This is a genomic window from Micromonospora solifontis, from assembly GCF_003725545.1.
GTDB classification, from domain to species: domain Bacteria; phylum Actinomycetota; class Actinomycetes; order Mycobacteriales; family Micromonosporaceae; genus Micromonospora; species Micromonospora solifontis.
In genome coordinates, this window is the sequence record NZ_RJLN01000012.1 from 56,661 (window position 1) to 75,210 (window position 18,550).

An 18,550-nucleotide genomic window follows, 5' to 3' on the forward strand; every position below is an offset into this window, starting at 1 on the left:
GGCGCGCTTAGGGTGGGACGCATGGCAGTCGTGAAGATCAACGCGATCGACGTCCCGCCCGGCGCCGGTGCGGAGCTGGAGAAGCGGTTCGCGGCCCGGGCTGGCGCGGTGGAGAACTCGCCGGGCTTCCTCGGCTTCGAGCTGCTCCGCCCGGTCGCCGGAGAGAGCCGCTACTTCGTCTACACCCGCTGGGAGTCCGAGGAGGCGTACCAGGCGTGGGCGCAGGGCCCGTCCCGGGCCGCGCATGCCGGCGGCGAGGGCGGCGAACCGCGCAAGCCGGTCGCCACCGGGGCCACGCTGCTGGAGTTCGAGGTGGTCCAGCAGGTTCCCGGCAAGGGCTGAATCGTCAGCTGACGGCCAGGGCGTCCGACGCCGGCCACACCCCGGCGGGCGGCATCTCCAACCGCTCCCCGAGCTCGCGCCGCCACTCGGGGGCCGTGAAGGGCTCGCCCCAGTAGTCGGTCACCCGCATCGCCTCGCCGTCCCGCAGCTCGGCGATCGAGACGTTGCGGTAGATCCGGCCGTCGCCGTAGTCGTTGCTCCACTCGACGACCAGCGTGTCTCCACAGCCGTGCCGCCGCCCGACGGCGAGCCGTAGCCCGACGAAGTGCGACTCGACCTCCGCTATCCGGGCTCTGCCCCGGATCAGCTCACCGGACTGGGGCCACGGCCGCACCGCGTCCTCGGCGAGCGGTACGCCGAGGATCCGCTCGAGTCGCGTGTTCGCGTCGCCACCCACTCCCCGGACCTTACTGACAAGCCGCGCCAACCGGGCCGAAACCTCCAGCGCGCCGTCACGGGGTACGGGTGCCGACCAGGGAGGCGAACGTGATCACGTTGTCCTCGTAGCCGGTCCGCCCGCCGAGCCATTCGCCACCACAGGTGATCAGGCGCAGCTCCGGCGGGCCGGTGTCGCCGTAGACCCGGTCGGCGGGGAGGTTGTCCTTGTCGAAGTACTCCACGGTGTCGACCTTGAACGTCACCACGCTCCGGTCTGACCGGGTCACCTCGATCCGGTCACCCGGCTTGAGCTCCCGGAGGTGGTAGAAGACCGCCGGCCCGCTCTTGGTGTCCACGTGCCCGACGATGATCGCCCGCCCGGGCTCGCCCGGGACCGCGCCGCGGTCGTACCAGCCGGTCTGGCTGTGCTGGCTCAGCGGGGGGACGTCCACCGAGCCGTCCTTCGCCTGGCCGACCGGGGTGATCGGCGCGGTCACCTTGATCGCCGGCACGGAGAGGCTCACCGGCCGGCTGGCCGGCGCCCGGGCCGGGGCGGGCGCGGCGGCGCGCGGCGTCGCACCGGTCGACGCGTCGGCCCAGTCGAACGGGCCGACGGTCCGGCCCAGCCCGGCGCCGGTGGCGAAGACCCCGACCAGCACCAGCAGCACGGCGAGCGGCGCGGACCACGGGCTGCGGGCACGGGCCGCCCGGGTGGGCGGTGGGGAGGCGGGCTGCGCGGCCATGGCGGGGCTCAGCGTCGGGCGGCGCCATGGACGGCACGCGGCCGGCGGGAGGTGGCCACGCCGACGACCGCCCCGGCCACGGTGAGCGCCAGGCCGACCGGGACCAGCAGCCCACCCAACCCGATCCCGCCGGCGGTGCCGCCGAATCCGGTCGCCGGGCCGCGGCTCGGCCGCGGGCCGTGGGTCGGCTCCACCTGCTTGACCACCTGGAGCATGGTCGACGCGGTCTGCCCGGTGGGGCACTCCAGCTTGACCCGGTAGTTGCCGGGGCGGGTGCGCTCCTTGACCATCGGCGAGGCGGTGAGCAGCCCGCGCTGCGGCTGCACCTGCACCCGGCCGAACGCGTCGGAGACCACGGTCGCCGGGATGGAGTTGTCCCGGCAGCTGGCGCGGATGCCGACCAGGAAGCCGGGCTCCACGGTGCTGGGGGTGACCTCCACGAAGATGACGTCCTCGGGTGGCGGCCGGCTCTCCCCGGGCGCCGGCTCGGCGGCGGGGAGCGCGACGGGCCGCGGGCCGGCCGACGCCGGGAGCGCCCCGAGAAGCGGGGCGCAGGCGGCGGCCGCGATCAGCAGCGCCACGCGTCGCGTGACTGACACCATGCCCCCTCCCGGCGCCGCCCGTACTGCCGTTACGGGATGAATCCTCTCACCCCGGGCCGTACACCACATCCGATCCGCGCCGCCGGTCGCGTACGCTCGAATCGCTGTGACCTCCACCGACCTGAGCGCCGCCCCGCCGGCCCACGCCGCCCGCATCCGCACCTTCCATCCGCGTCGCGGCCGGATGAGCGACCGGCAGCGCGACGCGCTGGCCCGGCTCTGGCCCGCGTACGGGCTGGAGATCGCCGACCTCGACGGGCCGTTCGATCCGGCGGCGCTGTTCGACCGGCCGGCCCCGCTGGTGCTGGAGATCGGCTCCGGCATGGGCGACGCCACCGCGGCGATGGCGGCCGCCGACCCGGACCGACATTATCTGGCGGTCGAGGTGCACACGCCCGGAATCGCCAACCTGCTGGAGCTGGTCGAACGGCACGGGCTGGCCAACGTCCGGGTGGCCAAGGGCGATGCGCTGGACCTGGTCCGGGCGATGCCGGCCGGTTGTCTGGACGCGGTGCACGTCTTCTTCCCCGACCCGTGGCCGAAGGCGCGCCACCACAAACGGCGGATCATCCAGCCGGCGCACGTGGCGCTGCTGCGCTCCCGGCTGGCGTCGGCCGGGACGCTGCACTGCGCCACCGACTGGGCCGAGTACGCCGAGTCGATGCGGGAGACGCTGACCGCCGACCCGGAGCTGGTGGACGTGCACGGGGGCTACGCGCCCCGGCCGGCGCACCGGCCGGTGACCAAGTTCGAGCGGCGCGCGCTGACCGCCGGGCGGGAGATCTTCGACCTGATCCACCGGCGGCGCTGAACCCGGTTGGCGCGGCGGCCCATGATCCGGGCACGATGGGAGCCGCCATGACTCTCACCGCCGCGCTGCCGAAGAGCGCCGACCCCGACACCCTCTACGACGCGTTCGCCGGCTGGGCGTCCGAGCGCGGTCTCGACCTCTACCCCCACCAGGAGGAGGCGGTCATCGAGATCGTCTCCGGCGCGAACCTGATCATGAATACGCCGACCGGCTCCGGCAAGAGCCTGGTGGCGATCGCGGCGCACTTCGCGGCGCTGGCCGACGACCGGACGACGTTCTACACCGCGCCGATCAAGGCACTGGTGTCGGAGAAGTTCTTCGCCCTCTGCGAGGTGTTCGGGGCGGAGAACGTCGGCATGCTCACCGGCGACGCCAGCGTCAACGCCGACGCCCCGATCATCTGCTGCACCGCGGAGATCCTGGCCAACCTGGCGCTGCGCGAGGGCACCCGGGCCGACGTCGGCCAGGTGATCATGGACGAGTTCCACTTCTACGCCGAGCCGGACCGGGGCTGGGCCTGGCAGGTGCCGCTGATCGAACTGCCGCAGGCGCAGTTCATCCTGATGTCCGCCACGCTGGGCGACACCACCCGCTTCGTGGACGACCTGACCCGGCGCACCGGGCGGCCGACCGCCGTCGTCCGCTCGGCCGAGCGGCCGGTCCCGCTCCTCTTCTCGTACGCGATGACCCCGCTGCACGAGACCCTGGAGGAGCTGCTGGAGACCAAGCAGGCCCCGGTGTACGTCGTGCACTTCACCCAGGCCGCCGCGCTGGAACGGGCGCAGGCGCTGATGAGCGTCAACGTCTGCACCCGGGCGGAGAAGGACATGATCGCGCAGGCGATCGGGAACTTCCGGTTCACCTCCGGCTTCGGCAAGACGCTGTCCCGGCTGGTCCGGCACGGCATCGGCGTGCACCACGCCGGCATGCTGCCCAAGTACCGCCGCCTCGTGGAGACCCTGGCCCAGGCCGGCCTGCTCAAGGTCATCTGCGGCACCGACACCCTCGGCGTCGGCATCAACGTGCCGATCCGCACCGTGCTCTTCACCGGCCTGTCGAAGTTCGACGGCACGCGTACCCGGCTGCTCAAGGCCCGCGAGTTCCACCAGATCGCCGGCCGGGCCGGACGGGCCGGCTTCGACACCCTCGGCCGGGTCGTGGTGCAGGCCCCCGAGCACGTCATCGAGAACGAGAAGGCGCTGGCCAAGGCGGGCGACGACCCGAAGAAGCGCCGCAAGGTGGTGAAGAAGAAGCCGCCGGAGGGCTCGATCGGCTGGGGCGAGCCGACCTTCCAGCGCCTCGTCGAGGCCGAGCCGGAGCCGCTGACCTCCAGCTTTCAGGTCAGCCACTCTATGCTGCTCAACGTGATCGGCCGCCCCGGCGACGCGTTCGCCTCGATGCGGCACCTGCTCACCGACAACCACGAGGACCGGGCCGCCCAGCGCCGGCACATCCGCCGGGCCATCGCCATCTACCGGGCGCTGCGGGCCGGTGGCGTGGTCGAGGAGCTGCCCGAGCCGGACGAGCAGGGCCGCCGGGTACGGCTCACCGTCGACCTCCAGCTGGACTTCGCGCTCAACCAGCCGCTGTCGCCGCTGGCCCTGGCCGCCATCGAGCTGCTCGACCGGGAGTCCCCGTCCTACGCGCTGGACGCGCTCTCGGTGATCGAGTCGATCCTGGACGACCCGCGTCAGGTGCTCTCCGCGCAGCAGTTCAAGGCCCGCGGCGAGGCGGTCGCCGCGATGAAGGCCGAGGGCATCGAGTACGAGGCCCGCCTCGAACTGCTCGACGAGGTGACCTGGCCCAAGCCCCTCGCCGAGCTGCTCGAGTCGGCGTACGAGATGTACCGGCAGGGCCACCCGTGGGTCGCCGACCACCAGCTCTCCCCCAAGTCGGTGGTCCGGGACATGTACGAGCGGGCCATGACCTTCCCCGAGTACGTGCAGTTCTACGGCCTGTCCCGGTCCGAGGGCCTGGTGCTGCGCTACCTCGCGGACGCGTACAAGACGCTGCGGCAGACCGTGCCCGAGGACGCCAAGACCGAGGAGCTGGTCGACCTCATCGAGTGGCTGGGCGAGCTGGTCCGCCAGGTCGACTCCAGCCTGATCGACGAGTGGGAGCGGCTGCGCAACCCGTCCGACGTGGCGGAGGTCGCCGCCTCGCTGGACGACCGGCCGCCGGCGGTCACCCGCAACGCCCGGGCGTTCCGGGTGCTGGTGCGCAACGCCCTGTTCCGCCGGGTCGAGCTGGCCGCCCTGCGTCGTTGGGATGAGCTGGGCGAACTCGACGGTTCCTCGGGCTGGGACGCGGACGCCTGGGCGGACGCGCTGGAGCCGTACTTCGAGGCGTACGACTCGATCGGGGTGGGGCCGGACGCGCGCGGGCCCGCGCTGCTGATGATCGAGCAGGGCCGGGAGCGGTGGACCGTACGCCAGATCCTGGACGACCCGGACGGCGACCACGACTGGGGCATCAGCGCCGAGGTCGACCTCGCCGCCTCCGACGAGACCGGTGCGGCGGCCGTCCGGATCACCGACGTGGGGCAGATGTAGCTCCACGCCGTCCGGGAGCTCGGTGGAGCTCTCCGGTCCCGGGTCAGCCCGCCGGTGCGCGCGGCGGTACGCCGGCCTGGGACAGGTGGGCGGGGACGTGCGGGCGTTGCTCGTCGGAGGCGAGCACCGCACCGAGCGGCCGCGGCATCGCCGCGCCGACGCGCCGCGCCGGCGCGGTCACGTCCCGCCCCGCGCTGCGCGGGACCGGCGGTTCGCTCGTGCGGCCGGTGGCGGCGTGCGCCGGCCGCTCCGGTGCCCGGCCGGCGAAGTGCCGGTCGATGGCCGCCCGGGCCTTCGTGAGCACCCGCTGGTAGGTCTCGTGGCCCGCGTCGGCCAGGTGGACGTCGGCAGGATCGAAGCCGGCCCAGCCGACGAAGGCGGTGAAGTCGGCGTCCTGCGTGGCCGCCCGGGTCGGAAGGCTCGCCAGCGGGACACCCTCGCCGTCGCAGAGCACCAGCTCGCTGCCGAACTTCGCGCTCCACTCGACGATCTCGAGGGCCGGGTCGCCCGCCGGGTGCGGGCGGTCCAGCTCGAGCTCGATGGTGTTCCTGCCTGCCTCGAAGGTCATCGCACCCGCCTGCCCTGGTGTACCTGTTTTTGACCTTATGTCCAAATTGCCGCAGCGGCCGGGTGGCCGCCCGAAGATGCCGACCCCTCACCCGTTCGGGTGAACGGAGGCCGAACCCGGCCCCGACCCGACCGCACCCCGGAACCCGGCCCACAACGGCCGCCCAACCCCCTGGGCGATGTCAGACCCGTCGATTAGAATGTATGTACTAATCCCGTTGTTGACCTGGGAGGATGCTCGTGACCGCGCCCACCTCCACCACCCCGCTCACCCCCTACGCCACCCTCCTCGGGTTCACCCGGTACGTGGACCGCACCGGGCCGACGAAGGCCACCTTCGTCGGCGGCCTGCGCAAGCAGCGGGCGAGCCGGCACGGCTTCAACCCGCACGGCCAGTTCGTCAAGGCGCTCAAGGCCGACATCGCGTTCCACACCGGCGGCACCCACCTGGCCCAGGTCGCCGACCTGGTCAAACCGCGCTGGCGCCCGCTCTACGAGGCCCTCGTCCCCGGCGCCACGACCTGGCTGCGCTCGCTCGGCGAGCCGATGGGCGTCGACCTGGCCCAGACCCGCGACGCCCTGGCCATGCTGGGCGACCTCCCCGTCAAGATCAACCCCCACTTCGGCGTCCGGTACGCGGACGGCCACGCCGAGGCGGTCCGGCTGCACTTCGACGAGGCGCCGCCGAGCGAGGAGGCCGCCCTCGCGACGCTGCACCTGATGGCCCGGCACATGGACGCGGTCCTTCCGCACGCCGAGCCGATCCTGGTCGACGTCCGCCGCGGCGAGTCCCACCGCATGCCGACCGACACCAAGCCCGACCAGGTCGAGCAGTGGCTCGCCGGCGAGGCCGCCGCCTTCCGCGCCATCTGGTCCACCGCCGCCTGACCCCCTCCGAGCGCGCAAATTCACGGAAAGAGTGGCTATCCGCCGTTGGATAGCCACTCTTTCGAGTGCAGACCGGCGGATCGGGTTGTCCACAGGGGCTTTCGGGGCCGACGGGAGGTGGGCAAGGTTAGCGGGTGGCTCGAATTCCTCGTCGGCCGGCCGAATTGGTCGGCAAGGTGTTCCTCGCGCCGGATGCGGTTCGTCGTGGCCTCCTCACCAAGAACGACCTGCGGAGCAGCGCGTGGCGGCGACTCTTCCACAACGTCTATGCCGATGCGCGAATGGAGATTTCGCACGTCACCCGCTGCCGTGCGGCGGCGTCGTGGCTGTTCCCGCCCGGTTGCGCGATCGCCGGCCGATCGGCTGTCGCACTGCTCGGCGGAGCAGAGCCCCGAGCCGACGAGCCGGTCGAGGTTCTCGTGGAACCGTCAGCTCGCTTCGGGCCGGTGGCTGGGCTCCGCATCCATGTGGCGAGGTGGCAGGAAGGTGAAGTGTCACGCATCGGCCGGATTCCCGTCACCACAGCGGCGCGCACCTGCTGGGATGTCGCTCGCTGGCTGGACGTGGTGGAGGCCGTGGCTCACGTCGACTCGCTGGTGCACCAGCGGGTCACCGGTCCCGCCGACTTGACCGCCTATCTGGGGCAACGCCGGGGAGAGCGGGGCGCCCGACGCTTCGCCGACGTGTTGAGCCTGGTGGATGGCGGTGCGGAGTCGTTACCCGAATCCCGCCTGCGGGTACGCATCGTTCGCGCCGGCCTTCCTCGGCCGGTGACCCAGCACGTCATCGAGCGGAACGGTCGCTTCGTCGCGAGGGTCGATCTCGCGTGGCCGGACCTGAAGGTGGCTGTTGAATACGACGGGCTCTGGCACCACGACCCCGACCAGTTCCACCGCGACCGCCGTCGTCTCAATCGGATCCTGGGAGACGACTGGATCGTCCTGCACGTCACCAGCAGGCGAATGGCCGAGGACTTCGAAGGCGTCCTCACCGAGATCCGTACCGCCCTGCGCCGCCGGCGCGCCACTCGCTGAAGCACGGTCGCACTTTCCCGGAAAGAGTGGCTAATACCCACCGGATAGCCACTCTTTCCGTGAATTAGGCGGCCCAGCCCGGTGTCGCCGGCCATGGCGTACCGGGGATGAAGCGCGCGTTCGAGCGGGATGTCAGGCGTGCCGGCGACTTGCACCTCCCCCTGGTGGAGGAGCGAGGGTGAGGGCATGAACGGCGAGCCGCAATTCTCGATCGGCGACCTGGCCCGGCGGACCGGGCTGACGGTCAAGACCATCCGGTTCTGGTCCGACCGCGGCATCGTGCCGCCCATCGGCCGCGACCCGGGCGGCCGACGCCGCTACGGGGTCGAGGCCGTCGCCCGCCTGGACCTGGTACGCACCCTCCGCGAGCTGGGGCTGGACCTGGCCACGATCCGTCGGGTGGTGGACCGCGAGGTCCCGCTCGCCGAGGTCGCCGCGGCACACGCCCAGGCACTGGCGACGCAGATCCGGGTGCTACGGCTGCGGCACGCGGTGCTGACCACGGTCGCCCGACGTGGATCCGACCCCGAGGAGATGGAGCTCATGCACGAACTGGCCCGGCTCTCCGCCTGCGAGCGTCGGCGGCTGATCGACGAGTTCCTCGACGCCGCGTTCACCGGCGTGGACACCGGCCCCGCGCTCGCCGGGGTCCGGCGGACGCTGACCCCCGAGTTGCCCGAAGACGCCGAGGTCGAGCAGGTCGAGGCGTGGCTGGAGCTGGCCGAGCTGTCCCGGGACCCGGACTTCCGCGCCGGCCTGCGACGGATGGCGGAGCAGCACGCCGCGGACCGGGCCGGCGCCACCGGGGTACGCCGGGACGCGGTCGCGATCACCCGCGACCAGGTCGGCCCGGCGTTGGCCGCCGGCGTGGACCCGCTCTCCCCCGCCGCCGAGCCGGTCGTCGCCGCCGTCACCGCCCGGTACGCGCAGCTCTGCGACCGCCCGGACGACCTCGACCTGCGGCGGCGGCTGCTGGCCCGGCTGGAATGCGCGAACGACCCACGCCGGGAGCGGTACCTGCACCTGCTGTCCGTGGTCAACGGCTGGCCGACGGGCGAGAGCCTGGCCCCGGCGCTCGACTGGTCGATCCGCGCGCTGCACGCCCGGACCGCGGAGTAGCCCGGTTTCCACCGGTTCGCACCCCTACCCTGGCAGCATGCGATTCGACCAGCACACCGTGGTCCTCCTGGTCCGTCCGGACGATCCGCCCGACCTGCCCCGGGACGCCCTCGACCGGCTGCACGACACCCACCTGGCCCACCAGGCCGGGCTGGTGGAGCAGGGGGCGGTCCTGGCGGCCGGCCCATTCCTCGGCGGCGACGACCCGAGCGTCCGCGGCTTCGCCGTGCTCTCGGTGGACCCGCAGCTGGCCCGCGAGCTGTACGCCAACGACCCGGCGGTGCGGGCGGGGCAGCTGGTCGCCCGGGTGATGAGCTGGCTGGTGCCGGAGGGTGTGCTCCGCTTCGAACAGGTCCCGGTGCCCACCTCCATGCTGGAGATGGCCGCCGGAGACTAGTCCTCCGCGCTCTGCCGGCTGCCCGGCACGACCGGCATCGGCCACACCCCGGTACGCGGCACCGCCGGCACCTCCACCTGGTGATCCGACCAGACGTACGTCTCGGGCAGCAGGTCGGCCACCGGGACCGCGCGCAGCCCGTCCGGCGGGCCGACGATCACCTTGATCGACGGGAAGTAGTCGAGGAGCACCTGGCGGCAGCGACCGCAGGGCGGGATGACGCCCCGGCCCCGGTCGCCGACCGCGACGATGGCCTCCAACTCGCCCGCGCCCGCCGTGGCGGCCGCGCCGATCGCCACCACCTCGGCACAGGGTCCGCCGGTGAAGTGGTAGACGTTGACGCCGCTGAAGACCCGGCCGTCGGGGGTACGCACGGCGGCCGCGAGGGTGTGGTTGTCGCTGCGACAGCGCAGCTTCGCCACGGCGGTGGCGGCCTGCACGAGCGCCCGGTCGATGTCCCGCATGATCAGCCCGTCCCCTCGTCGACCCGGTCGGCGCAAACTGTAGCCCGGCGAGCACCGCGACCTGGGACGGCACGCCCGCGTCATGACTCGCGCCACCGACCGGCCCGGCTCCGGCGGGCCGGCGCGGCAGGGCGGGCGGTAACCCGGGGGCGGTACGGCGGCGCACTGCCTATCCTTGGCGACGACATGCAGAATCCAGCCGCACCCGCCGTACCCGAGGCCGCCCGCGACCTGCACCGCCGCCTCTCCCCCCTGATGTTCCGCGACCAGCGCCGGCTGCAGCGGCGCCTCGACGGGGTGCGGAAGCTGCGGGACCCGCAGCGGCGCGAGGCGGCGCTCGCCGAGATCGCGGCCGAGGTGGGCCGGGCCGAGGCGCGACTGGCCGCCCGGCGGGCCGCCGTGCCGGCCATCACCTACCCGGCGCAGCTGCCGGTCAGCGAGCGCAGGGACGACATCGCCGCCGCGATCCGCGACCACCAGGTGGTGATCGTGGCGGGCGAGACCGGGTCGGGCAAGACCACCCAGCTGCCCAAGATCTGTCTGGAGCTGGGGCGCGGCGTCAACGGCCTGATCGGGCACACCCAGCCGCGCCGGCTGGCCGCCCGGACGGTCGCCGACCGGATCGCCGAGGAACTCGGCACCGAGCTGGGCGACGTGGTCGGCTACAAGGTCCGCTTCACCGACCAGGTGAGCGAGCGGAGCCTGGTCAAGCTGATGACCGACGGCATCCTGCTGGCCGAGTTGCAGACCGATCGGATGCTGCGCCAGTACGACACGTTGATCATCGACGAGGCGCACGAGCGCAGCCTCAACATCGACTTCATCCTCGGCTACCTCCGGCAACTGCTGCCCCGCCGTCCCGACCTCAAGGTGGTCATCACCTCCGCGACCATCGAGACCGACCGCTTCGCCAAGCACTTCGCCGACGCCGAGGGCAACCCCGCGCCGATCGTCGAGGTGTCCGGCCGGACCTACCCGGTGGAGGTGCGGTACCGGCCGCTGGTCGAGGTCACCGAGGCCGACGAGGAGGACGAGGCCGACGAGGAGAACGTCCGGGACCAGATCCAGGCCATCGGGGACGCGGTCGAGGAGTTGGCCGCCGAGGGCCCCGGCGACATCCTGGTCTTCCTCAGCGGTGAGCGGGAGATCCGGGACACCGCCGACGCGCTCGGCAAGCTGGTGCAGAAGAAACGCGCACTGCTCGGCACCGAAATCCTCCCGCTGTACGCCCGGCTCTCCTCCGCCGAGCAGCACCGGGTCTTCGCCCCGCACGGCGGGCGCCGGGTGGTGCTCGCCACCAACGTCGCGGAGACCTCGCTGACCGTGCCCGGCATCAAGCACGTGGTGGACCCCGGCACGGCCCGGATCTCCCGCTACTCCAGCCGGCTCAAGGTGCAGCGGCTGCCGATCGAGCCGGTCTCGCAGGCGAGCGCCAACCAGCGCAAGGGGCGCTGCGGGCGGACCTCGGACGGCATCTGCATCCGGCTCTACGACGAGCAGGACTTCGAATCCCGGCCCGAGTTCACCGACCCGGAGATCCTGCGCACCAACCTGGCCTCGGTCATCCTCCAGATGACCTCGATCGGGCTCGGCGACATCGGCGCGTTCCCGTTCATCGACCCGCCGGACCGGCGCAACATCACCGACGGCGTGAACCTGCTGCACGAGCTGGGCGCGCTGGACCCGGCCGAGACCGACCCGGCGAAGCGGCTCACCGCGCTGGGCCGGCGGCTGGCGCAGCTCCCGGTCGACCCCCGGCTGGCCCGGATGGTCCTGGAGGGCGAGCGCAACGGCTGCGCCACCGAGGTGATCGTGATCGCCGCCGCGCTCTCCATCCAGGACCCGCGCGAACGTCCCGCCGACAAGCAGGTCCAGGCCGACCAGGCGCACGCCCGGTTCGCCGACAAGGAGTCCGACTTCGTCGCGTACCTGAACCTGTGGCGGTACCTGCGCGAGCAGCAGCGGGCCCTGTCCTCCAGCGCGTTCCGCCGGATGTGCAAGGCGGAGTACCTCAACTACCTGCGGGTCCGCGAGTGGCAGGACATCGTCAGCCAGTTGCGCCAGGTGCTGCGTACCAGAGAAAAGGGTGACGGGCGGCGCGGGGCCGGCGCGGACCTGCCGGAGGAGATCGACACCCCGAAGGTGCACCAGTCCCTGCTGCCCGGCCTGCTCTCGCACATCGGGCTGAAGGACGCGCAGAAGCACGAGTACCTGGGGGCGCGCGGGGCGAAGTTCGCCGTCTTCCCCGGGTCGGCGCTGTTCAAGAAGCCGCCGCGCTGGGTGATGGCCGCCGAGCTGGTGGAGACCTCCCGGCTCTGGGGCCGGGTGGCCGGCCGGGTCGAGCCCGAGTGGGTGGAGCCCCTCGCCCAGCACCTGGTCAAGCGCAGCTACAGCGAGCCGCACTGGGAGAAGAAGCAGGCCGCGGTGATGGCCTACGAGAAGGTCACCCTCTACGGCATCCCGATCGTCACCTCCCGCAAGGTGAATTTCGGCCGGATCGACCCGGGCCTGAGCCGGGAGCTGTTCATCCGGCACGCCCTGGTCGAGGGCGACTGGCAGACCCACCACCAGTTCTGGCGGGACAACCAGCGGCTGCTGACCGAGGTGGAGGAGCTGGAGAACCGGGCCCGGCGGCGGGACATCCTGGTCGACGACGAGACCATCTTCCAGTTCTACGACCAGCGGATCCCCGCCGACGTGGTCTCCGGCCGGCACTTCGACACCTGGTGGAAGAAGACCCGGCGGGAACGGCCGGACCTGCTCACCTTCACCCGCGACCTGCTGGTCAACTCCGGTCGCGGCGGGGTGGACGAGGAGGACTACCCCGACGAGTGGCGGGCCGACGGCGTCGCCCTGCCACTGACCTACACCTTCGACCCGGGCACCCCGACCGACGGCGTCACCGTGGACATCCCGCTGCCGCTGCTCAACCAGGTGCCCGCGGAGAGCTTCGACTGGCAGGTGCCCGGCCTGCGCGAGGAACTGGTGATCGCGCTGATCCGGTCGCTGCCCAAGGCGATCCGGCGCAACTTCGTCCCGGTGCCCGACTTCGCCCGGGCCGCCCTGGCCGCGATCACCCCCGGCGGCGAGCCGCTGCTGGACGCGCTCACCCGGCAGCTGCGCCGGATGACCGGGGTCACCGTCCCGGCGCAGGCCTGGGACCTGGCGAAGCTGCCGCCGCACCTGCGGGTCACCTTCCGGGTGCTCGGCGAGGACGACAAGCCGGTCGCCGAGGGCAAGGACCTGCCGGCCCTGCAACGCCAGCTCCGCCAGGAGGTACGCCAGGTCGTCGCGGCCGCCGCGCCGGACGTCGCCCGGACGGGACTCAAGGAGTGGAGCATCGACGCCCTCCCCCGCACCATCGAGCAGGTCCGCGCCGGGTACGCGGTGACCGCGTACCCGGCGCTGGTCGACGAGGGCGCCACCGTCGGGGTGAAGGTGTTCGACTCCCCCGCCGAGCAGGAGGCCGCGCACTGGGCCGGCACCCGCCGGCTGCTCCGGCTCACCGTGCCCTCCCCGGCGAAGTTCCTCCAGGGACGGCTGAGCAACGAGGCCAAGCTGGCGCTGTCCCGCAACCCGCACGGCGGGGTGCAGGCGCTGATCGAGGACGCGTCCGGGGCCGCGATCGACAAGCTGATCGCGGACGCGGGCGGCCCGGCCTGGGACGCCGAGGGCTTCGCCGTGCTGCGCGACAAGGTCCGCGCCGACCTGGTCGACACCGTGGTCGAGGTGATGAACCGGGTCCGCCAGGTGCTCGCCGCCGCGTACGCGATCGAGCAGCGCCTCGGCGCGACCCGGAACCTGGCCGTGGTGGCCGCCCTGGCCGACATCCGCAACCAGCTCACCGGCCTGGTGCACGCCGGCTTCATCACCGAGGCCGGCTACGCCCGCCTGCCCGACCTGCTGCGCTACCTCACCGCGATCGAGCGCCGGCTGGACCGGCTGCCCGGCAACCCGCAGCGGGACAAGCAGCAGCAGGACCGGATCGCCGTGGTGCAGCGGGAGTACCAGGACATGGTGGCCGCGTTGCCGCCGGCGAAGCGGCAGTCGACGGCGGTCCGGCAGATCCGCTGGATGATCGAGGAGCTGCGGGTGAACGTGTTCGCGCAGGCGCTGGGCACCCCGTACCCGGTGTCGGAGCAGCGCATCTACCGGGCGATGGACGACGCCGAGGGGCGCTGAGGCTCAGAGCGGCTCGACGCCGGGCGGGAGCCGGTCGGCCGCGGTCGCGTCGTGGACGTACTCGAGCAGGATCCGGCGCAGCTCCCGGCCGGCGTGGGTGGGCACCACGTCGCGGCGCCGGGCCACCGCGATGGTCCGTCGTACGCCGGGCGGGGCGAGCCGGGTGACCCGGATGCCACCCCGCCGGGCGACCACGATCCCGGGGACCAGGGCCGCGCCGAGCCCCGCCTCGACGAAGCTGAGCACGGCGTCCATCTCCCCGCCGTCCACCGACAGGGTGGGTTCGAAGCCCGCCTCGCGGCACGCCTGCAGGGTGGCGTCGCGCAGGTCGTAGCCCTCGCGGAACATGACCAGGGGTTGGTCGCGCAGGTCGGTGATGCGCAGTTCGCCGGTGTCGGGGTCGGCGGGGAGCGGGTCCACCGAGGCGACCACCAGGCTCTCCCGCAGGATCGGGTCGGCGCGCAGGCCGGGGTCGGTGCCGGCGGACGGCATGATGATCAGCGCCAGGTCGAGGTCGCCGCGGAGCAGGTCGCGGACCAGGTCCTGGGAGCCGCCCTCCTCGACCCGCAGGTCCACGGTGGGGTGGGCGTCGCGGAACCGGCGCAGCACCGGGGGCGCCAGCGAGGTGGCCAGGCTGGGGGTGGCGCCCAGCCGGACCCGGCCCCGGCGCAGCCCGACCAGCTCCTGCACCTCGCGGGTGGCGGTGTCGACGTCGGCGAGGATCCGTTTGGCGAGCGGCAGCAGCACCTCGCCGGCGGCGGTGAGGGCGATGTTGCCCCTTACCCGTTCGAAGAGCGGGGCCCCGAGGTCGGTCTCCAGGGCGTGAATTTGCTTACTCAACGAGGGCTGGGTGATGCCCACCAGGTCGGCCGCCTGGGTGAAATGTCGTACTTCTGCGACCGCGACGAAGTACCGGAGCTGGTGGAGCTGCATCTAAATAGCCTACGGCTATCAAGACTGCGAGGTCGATGCATTGGACGACTGATCAAAGTGCTCTTAGCGTCGGGCGCGTGGTACTCACGAAAACTCGGTCGCCCATCCGCTCGAACGTCGGCCTCAAGGCTGTCATGGCGGTGACGGGCATCATCCTGGTGCTGTTCCTGATCGCGCACATGCTCGGGAACCTGAAGATCTTCACGGGCGAAGAGGCGTTCAACCACTACGCGCACTGGCTGCGCGACCTGGGCACGCCGCTGCTCGCCCCCGGCTGGTACCTCTGGCTGCAGCGCACCGTGCTGATGGTCGCGGTGCTCGCCCACATCGGCGCGGCCACCGTGCTGGCGCTGCGCGCCCGCGCCGCCCGCCCGGTCGCCTACGCGCACCGCAGGAAGATCCACGTGAACTACGCGGCGCGCACCATGCGCTGGGGTGGGGTGATCATCCTGCTCTTCGTGATCTACCACATCCTGGACCTGACCACCGGCACGCTGAACCCGGTCGGCGACTCCACCCGACCGCACAGCAACGTGGTGGCGGACTTCGCGCCGGAGCGCTGGTACGTCACGCTCTTCTACACCCTGGCCGTCGTCACCCTCGGCTTCCACCTGCGCCACGGCGCGTTCAGCGCCTTCCGCAGCCTCGGCCAGCAGACGCCGAAGGGTGAGCGTCGGGCCAGGACCGCCGCGCTGGTCTTCGCCGTCGTGCTGACCGCCGGCTACCTGGTGGTCCCGTTCGCCGTACTCACCGGATTGGTGGCCTGACATGGACCTCTACACCGAGGGCGAGCCGATCGCCGACACCCGGGCCCCGGACGGCCCGATCGAGACCCGGTGGGAGCGCCACCGGTTCGAGATGAAGCTGGTCAACCCGGCCAACCGCCGGAAGATGACGGTGATCGTGGTGGGCACCGGCCTGGCCGGTGGCTCGGCCGCGGCGACCCTGGCCGAGCAGGGCTACCACGTCAAGTCCTACTGCTACCAGGACAGCCCGCGCCGGGCCCACTCGATCGCCGCGCAGGGTGGCATCAACGCCGCCAAGAACTACCGCAACGACGGCGACTCGGTGCACCGGCTCTTCTACGACACCGTCAAGGGCGGCGACTTCCGCTCCCGGGAGTCGAACGTGCACCGGCTGGCCGAGGTCTCGGTCAACATCATCGACCAGTGCGTGGCCCAGGGCGTGCCGTTCGCCCGCGAGTACGGCGGCCTGCTGGACACCCGCTCCTTCGGCGGTGCGCAGGTGCAGCGCACCTTCTACGCCCGGGGCCAGACGGGTCAGCAGCTGCTGCTCGGCGCGTACCAGGCGCTGGAGCGGCAGATCGGCCTGGGCAACGTGGAGATGAACTCCCGGCACGAGATGCTGGAGCTGGTGATCGTCGACGGCCGGGCCCGCGGCATCGTGGTGCGCGACCTGGTCACCGGCGAGATCAGCACCGAGATGGCCGACGCGGTCGTGCTCGCCTCCGGCGGCTACGGCAACGTCTTCTACCTCTCCACCAACGCCAAGGGCTGCAACGTCACCGCCTCCTGGCGGGCGCACCGCAAGGGCGCGTACTTCGCCAACCCCTGCTACACGCAGATCCACCCGACCTGCATCCCGGTCTCCGGCGACCACCAGTCGAAGCTGACCCTGATGAGCGAGTCGCTGCGCAACGACGGCCGGGTGTGGGTGCCGAAGGCCAAGGGCGACCAGCGTGCGCCGCGGGACATCCCCGAGGACGAGCGGGACTACTACCTGGAGCGGATCTACCCCTCCTTCGGCAACCTGGTCCCCCGGGACATCGCCTCCCGCGCGGCGAAGAACGTCTGCGACGAGGGTCGCGGCGTCGGCCCCGGCGGGCTCGGCGTCTACCTGGACTTCGCCGACGCGATCAACCGGCTCGGCCGGAAGGCGATCGAGGCGAAGTACGGCAACCTCTTCGAGATGTACGAGCGGATCACCGGCGAGGACCCGTACGAGGTCCCGATGCGGATCTACCCCGCCGTGCACTACACGATGGGCGGCCTCTGGGTCGACTACGACCTCCAGTCGAGCATCCCGGGCCTGTTCGTGATCGGTGAGGCCAACTTCTCCGACCACGGCGCGAACCGGCTCGGCGCCTCGGCGCTGATGCAGGGCCTGGCGGACGGCTACTTCGTGCTGCCGAACACCCTGGCCAACTACCTGGCCTCCGGTCCGCTGGAGAAGGTCGACGCCAGCCACCCGGAGGCGGTGGCGGCGCGTACCGAGGTCGAGGACCGGCTCCAGCGGCTGCTGGCGATCAACGGCGACCGGACCGTGGACTCGTTCCACCGGGAGCTGGGCCAGATCATGTGGGAGCACTGCGGCATGGAGCGCACCGAGGCCGGGCTGCGTAAGGCGATCGACGAGATCCGGACGCTGCGCGACGAGTTCTGGCAGCGGGTCCGCGTTCCGGGCGACGGCGAAGGGCTCAACCAGTCGCTGGAGAAGGCCGGCCGGGTGGCCGACTTCTTCGAGCTGGCCGAGCTGATGTGCATCGACGCCCTGCACCGCGAGGAGTCCTGCGGCGGCCACTTCCGGGCCGAGCACCAGACCCCGGACGGCGAGGCGCAGCGCGACGACGACCGGTTCGCCTACGTGGCGGCCTGGGAGTACGCCGGCACCGGCCAGCCCGTGCTGCACAAGGAAGACCTGAAGTTCGAATACGTCCACCCGACGCAGCGGAGCTACAAGTGAATCTGACCCTGCGCATCTGGCGCCAGAAGGGCCCTGAGGACAAGGGTCAGATGGTGACCTACCAGGTGCCGGACGTGTCCCCGGACATGTCGTTCCTGGAGATGCTCGACGTGCTCAACGAGCGGCTGATCCTCGATGGCGAGGAGCCGGTCGCGTTCGACCACGACTGCCGCGAGGGCATCTGCGGCATGTGCAGCCTCATGATCAACGGCGAGGCGCACGGCCCGCAGCGCGGCACCACCGCCTGCCAGCTGCACATGCGGCAGTTCAAGGACGGGGACACCATCGACATCGAGCCGTGGCGGGCCCGGGCCTTCCCGGTCGTCAAGGACCTGGTGGTCAACCGCAACGCCTTCGACAAGATCATTGCCGCTGGCGGCTACGTCACCGCCCCGACCGGCAGCGCCCCCGAGGCGCACTCGGTGCCGGTGCCCAAGGCCGACGCGGACGCGGCCTTCGAGTCGGCCGCCTGCATCGGCTGCGGCGCCTGCGTGGCCGCCTGCCCGAACGGCTCCGGCATGCTGTTCACCGCCGCGAAGATCACTCAGCTGTCGCTGCTGCCGCAGGGCCAGCCCGAGCGGTACACCCGGGTGATCGGCATGGTGGACGCGCACGACGAGGCCGGCTTCGGCGGCTGCACCAACATCGGTGAGTGCGCGGCGGCCTGCCCGAAGGGCATCCCGCTGAACACCATCGGCCGGCTCAACCGGGACTTCCTCAAGGCGACGTCCAAGCGCGCCGGCACCCCGGGCTCCTGAACCGTCGCCCGACCCACCCGACCGCCGCGCCCCGCACCCGGGGGCGCGGCGGTCGGCCTTTCCAAGGGGTACGCGCT

At 72.1% G+C, this 18,550-nt stretch carries 17 protein-coding genes; 11 read left to right on the forward strand and 6 right to left on the reverse strand.

Features of this window, described 5'->3' with window-relative positions; translation table 11 throughout:
• The first annotated feature begins 21 nt into the window (after positions 1-21).
• A complete protein-coding gene (locus tag EFE23_RS06560) occupies positions 22-342 on the forward strand; it encodes an antibiotic biosynthesis monooxygenase family protein (protein WP_123239989.1) in 321 nt (106 codons plus the stop codon).
• 4 nt (positions 343-346) lie between these two features.
• On the opposite strand, the gene EFE23_RS06565 is transcribed toward EFE23_RS06560, so the two are convergent.
• Genes EFE23_RS06565 through EFE23_RS06575 form a run of 3 tightly spaced genes read right to left on the reverse strand, consistent with a single transcriptional unit; the run spans position 347 to position 2,065 of the window.
• Positions 347-739, reverse strand: a complete 393-nt coding sequence (locus EFE23_RS06565; RefSeq protein ID WP_123239990.1) for a nuclear transport factor 2-like protein — start codon at positions 737-739, stop codon at positions 347-349.
• Positions 740-794: 55 nt separating this feature from the next.
• Complete coding sequence (locus tag EFE23_RS06570; protein ID WP_123239991.1) at positions 795-1,463, reverse strand: class F sortase; 669 nt, start codon at positions 1,461-1,463, stop codon at positions 795-797.
• Between the two features lie 8 nt (positions 1,464-1,471).
• A complete protein-coding gene (locus tag EFE23_RS06575) occupies positions 1,472-2,065 on the reverse strand; it encodes a hypothetical protein (RefSeq protein WP_123239992.1) in 594 nt (197 codons plus the stop codon).
• 106 nt (positions 2,066-2,171) lie between these two features.
• Between EFE23_RS06575 and trmB the strand changes: the two genes are divergently transcribed.
• On the forward strand, positions 2,172-2,876 hold the full coding sequence (gene trmB, locus EFE23_RS06580) for a tRNA (guanosine(46)-N7)-methyltransferase TrmB (protein WP_123239993.1): 705 nt from the start codon (positions 2,172-2,174) through the stop codon (positions 2,874-2,876).
• A 47-nt stretch (positions 2,877-2,923) separates the two neighbouring features.
• Positions 2,924-5,428 carry a DEAD/DEAH box helicase gene (locus EFE23_RS06585; protein ID WP_123239994.1) on the forward strand — a complete coding sequence of 835 codons (2,505 nt, stop codon included), beginning with the start codon at positions 2,924-2,926 and terminating at the stop codon, positions 5,426-5,428.
• 43 nt (positions 5,429-5,471) lie between these two features.
• Here the strand turns inward: EFE23_RS06585 and EFE23_RS06590 are convergent, their stop codons facing one another.
• Positions 5,472-5,996 (reverse strand): hypothetical protein, encoded by a 525-nt coding sequence (locus EFE23_RS06590; RefSeq protein WP_123239995.1) that lies wholly within the window; start codon positions 5,994-5,996, stop codon positions 5,472-5,474.
• Positions 5,997-6,235: 239 nt separating this feature from the next.
• Here EFE23_RS06590 and EFE23_RS06595 point away from each other — a divergent pair, with 239 nt between their 5' ends.
• From EFE23_RS06595 to EFE23_RS06610, 4 genes are all read left to right on the forward strand, one after another.
• Positions 6,236-6,883, forward strand: a complete 648-nt coding sequence (locus tag EFE23_RS06595; protein ID WP_123239996.1) for a hypothetical protein — start codon at positions 6,236-6,238, stop codon at positions 6,881-6,883.
• A 134-nt stretch (positions 6,884-7,017) separates the two neighbouring features.
• A complete protein-coding gene (locus tag EFE23_RS06600; protein WP_148058418.1) occupies positions 7,018-7,917 on the forward strand; it encodes an endonuclease domain-containing protein in 900 nt (299 codons plus the stop codon).
• A gap of 186 nt (positions 7,918-8,103) precedes the next feature.
• On the forward strand, positions 8,104-9,036 hold the full coding sequence (locus tag EFE23_RS06605) for a MerR family transcriptional regulator (RefSeq protein ID WP_123239998.1): 933 nt from the start codon (positions 8,104-8,106) through the stop codon (positions 9,034-9,036).
• Between the two features lie 37 nt (positions 9,037-9,073).
• Positions 9,074-9,433 (forward strand): YciI family protein, encoded by a 360-nt coding sequence (locus EFE23_RS06610; RefSeq protein ID WP_123239999.1) that lies wholly within the window; start codon positions 9,074-9,076, stop codon positions 9,431-9,433.
• Here EFE23_RS06610 and EFE23_RS06615 read toward each other — a convergent pair.
• Positions 9,430-9,897 (reverse strand): cytidine deaminase family protein, encoded by a 468-nt coding sequence (locus EFE23_RS06615; protein WP_233600893.1) that lies wholly within the window; start codon positions 9,895-9,897, stop codon positions 9,430-9,432. The genes EFE23_RS06610 and EFE23_RS06615 overlap by 4 nt on opposite strands.
• Before the next feature lie 186 nt (positions 9,898-10,083).
• On the opposite strand from EFE23_RS06615, the gene hrpA reads away from it, so the two are divergent.
• Positions 10,084-14,079 (forward strand): ATP-dependent RNA helicase HrpA, encoded by a 3,996-nt coding sequence (hrpA, locus tag EFE23_RS06620; protein WP_123240000.1) that lies wholly within the window; start codon positions 10,084-10,086, stop codon positions 14,077-14,079.
• 3 nt (positions 14,080-14,082) lie between these two features.
• On the opposite strand, the gene EFE23_RS06625 is transcribed toward hrpA, so the two are convergent.
• Positions 14,083-15,012, reverse strand: coding sequence for a LysR family transcriptional regulator (locus EFE23_RS06625; RefSeq protein ID WP_123240001.1), 930 nt, complete (start codon positions 15,010-15,012; stop codon positions 14,083-14,085).
• 35 nt (positions 15,013-15,047) lie between these two features.
• On the opposite strand from EFE23_RS06625, the gene EFE23_RS06630 reads away from it, so the two are divergent.
• Genes EFE23_RS06630 through EFE23_RS06640 form a run of 3 tightly spaced genes read left to right on the forward strand, consistent with a single transcriptional unit; the run spans position 15,048 to position 18,473 of the window.
• Entirely contained in the window at positions 15,048-15,779 is a 732-nt protein-coding gene (locus tag EFE23_RS06630) for a succinate dehydrogenase cytochrome b subunit (protein ID WP_123240002.1), read from the forward strand.
• A gap of 1 nt (position 15,780) precedes the next feature.
• Positions 15,781-17,715 carry a fumarate reductase/succinate dehydrogenase flavoprotein subunit gene (locus EFE23_RS06635; protein ID WP_123240003.1) on the forward strand — a complete coding sequence of 645 codons (1,935 nt, stop codon included), beginning with the start codon at positions 15,781-15,783 and terminating at the stop codon, positions 17,713-17,715.
• Complete coding sequence (locus tag EFE23_RS06640) at positions 17,712-18,473, forward strand: succinate dehydrogenase/fumarate reductase iron-sulfur subunit (RefSeq protein WP_123240004.1); 762 nt, start codon at positions 17,712-17,714, stop codon at positions 18,471-18,473. The genes EFE23_RS06635 and EFE23_RS06640 overlap by 4 nt, the downstream gene beginning before the upstream one ends.
• Positions 18,474-18,550 lie beyond the last annotated feature (77 nt).

What these genes read in the sequence shown, in the direction of transcription:
- EFE23_RS06560 (WP_123239989.1), top strand. Translation starts at nt 22, where the DNA reads ATGGCAGTCGTGAAGATCAACGCGATCGACGTCCCGCCCGGCGCCGGT.
- EFE23_RS06570 (WP_123239991.1), bottom strand. Translation starts at nt 1,463, where the DNA reads ATGGCCGCGCAGCCCGCCTCCCCACCGCCCACCCGGGCGGCCCGTGCC.
- EFE23_RS06575 (WP_123239992.1), bottom strand. Translation starts at nt 2,065, where the DNA reads ATGGTGTCAGTCACGCGACGCGTGGCGCTGCTGATCGCGGCCGCCGCC.
- EFE23_RS06585 (WP_123239994.1), top strand. Translation starts at nt 2,924, where the DNA reads ATGACTCTCACCGCCGCGCTGCCGAAGAGCGCCGACCCCGACACCCTC.
- EFE23_RS06590 (WP_123239995.1), bottom strand. Translation starts at nt 5,996, where the DNA reads ATGACCTTCGAGGCAGGCAGGAACACCATCGAGCTCGAGCTGGACCGC.
- EFE23_RS06605 (WP_123239998.1), top strand. Translation starts at nt 8,104, where the DNA reads ATGAACGGCGAGCCGCAATTCTCGATCGGCGACCTGGCCCGGCGGACC.
- EFE23_RS06610 (WP_123239999.1), top strand. Translation starts at nt 9,074, where the DNA reads ATGCGATTCGACCAGCACACCGTGGTCCTCCTGGTCCGTCCGGACGAT.
- EFE23_RS06615 (WP_233600893.1), bottom strand. Translation starts at nt 9,897, where the DNA reads ATGCGGGACATCGACCGGGCGCTCGTGCAGGCCGCCACCGCCGTGGCG.
- hrpA (WP_123240000.1), top strand. Translation starts at nt 10,084, where the DNA reads ATGCAGAATCCAGCCGCACCCGCCGTACCCGAGGCCGCCCGCGACCTG.
- EFE23_RS06625 (WP_123240001.1), bottom strand. Translation starts at nt 15,012, where the DNA reads ATGCAGCTCCACCAGCTCCGGTACTTCGTCGCGGTCGCAGAAGTACGA.
- EFE23_RS06630 (WP_123240002.1), top strand. Translation starts at nt 15,048, where the DNA reads ATGCATTGGACGACTGATCAAAGTGCTCTTAGCGTCGGGCGCGTGGTA.
- EFE23_RS06635 (WP_123240003.1), top strand. Translation starts at nt 15,781, where the DNA reads ATGGACCTCTACACCGAGGGCGAGCCGATCGCCGACACCCGGGCCCCG.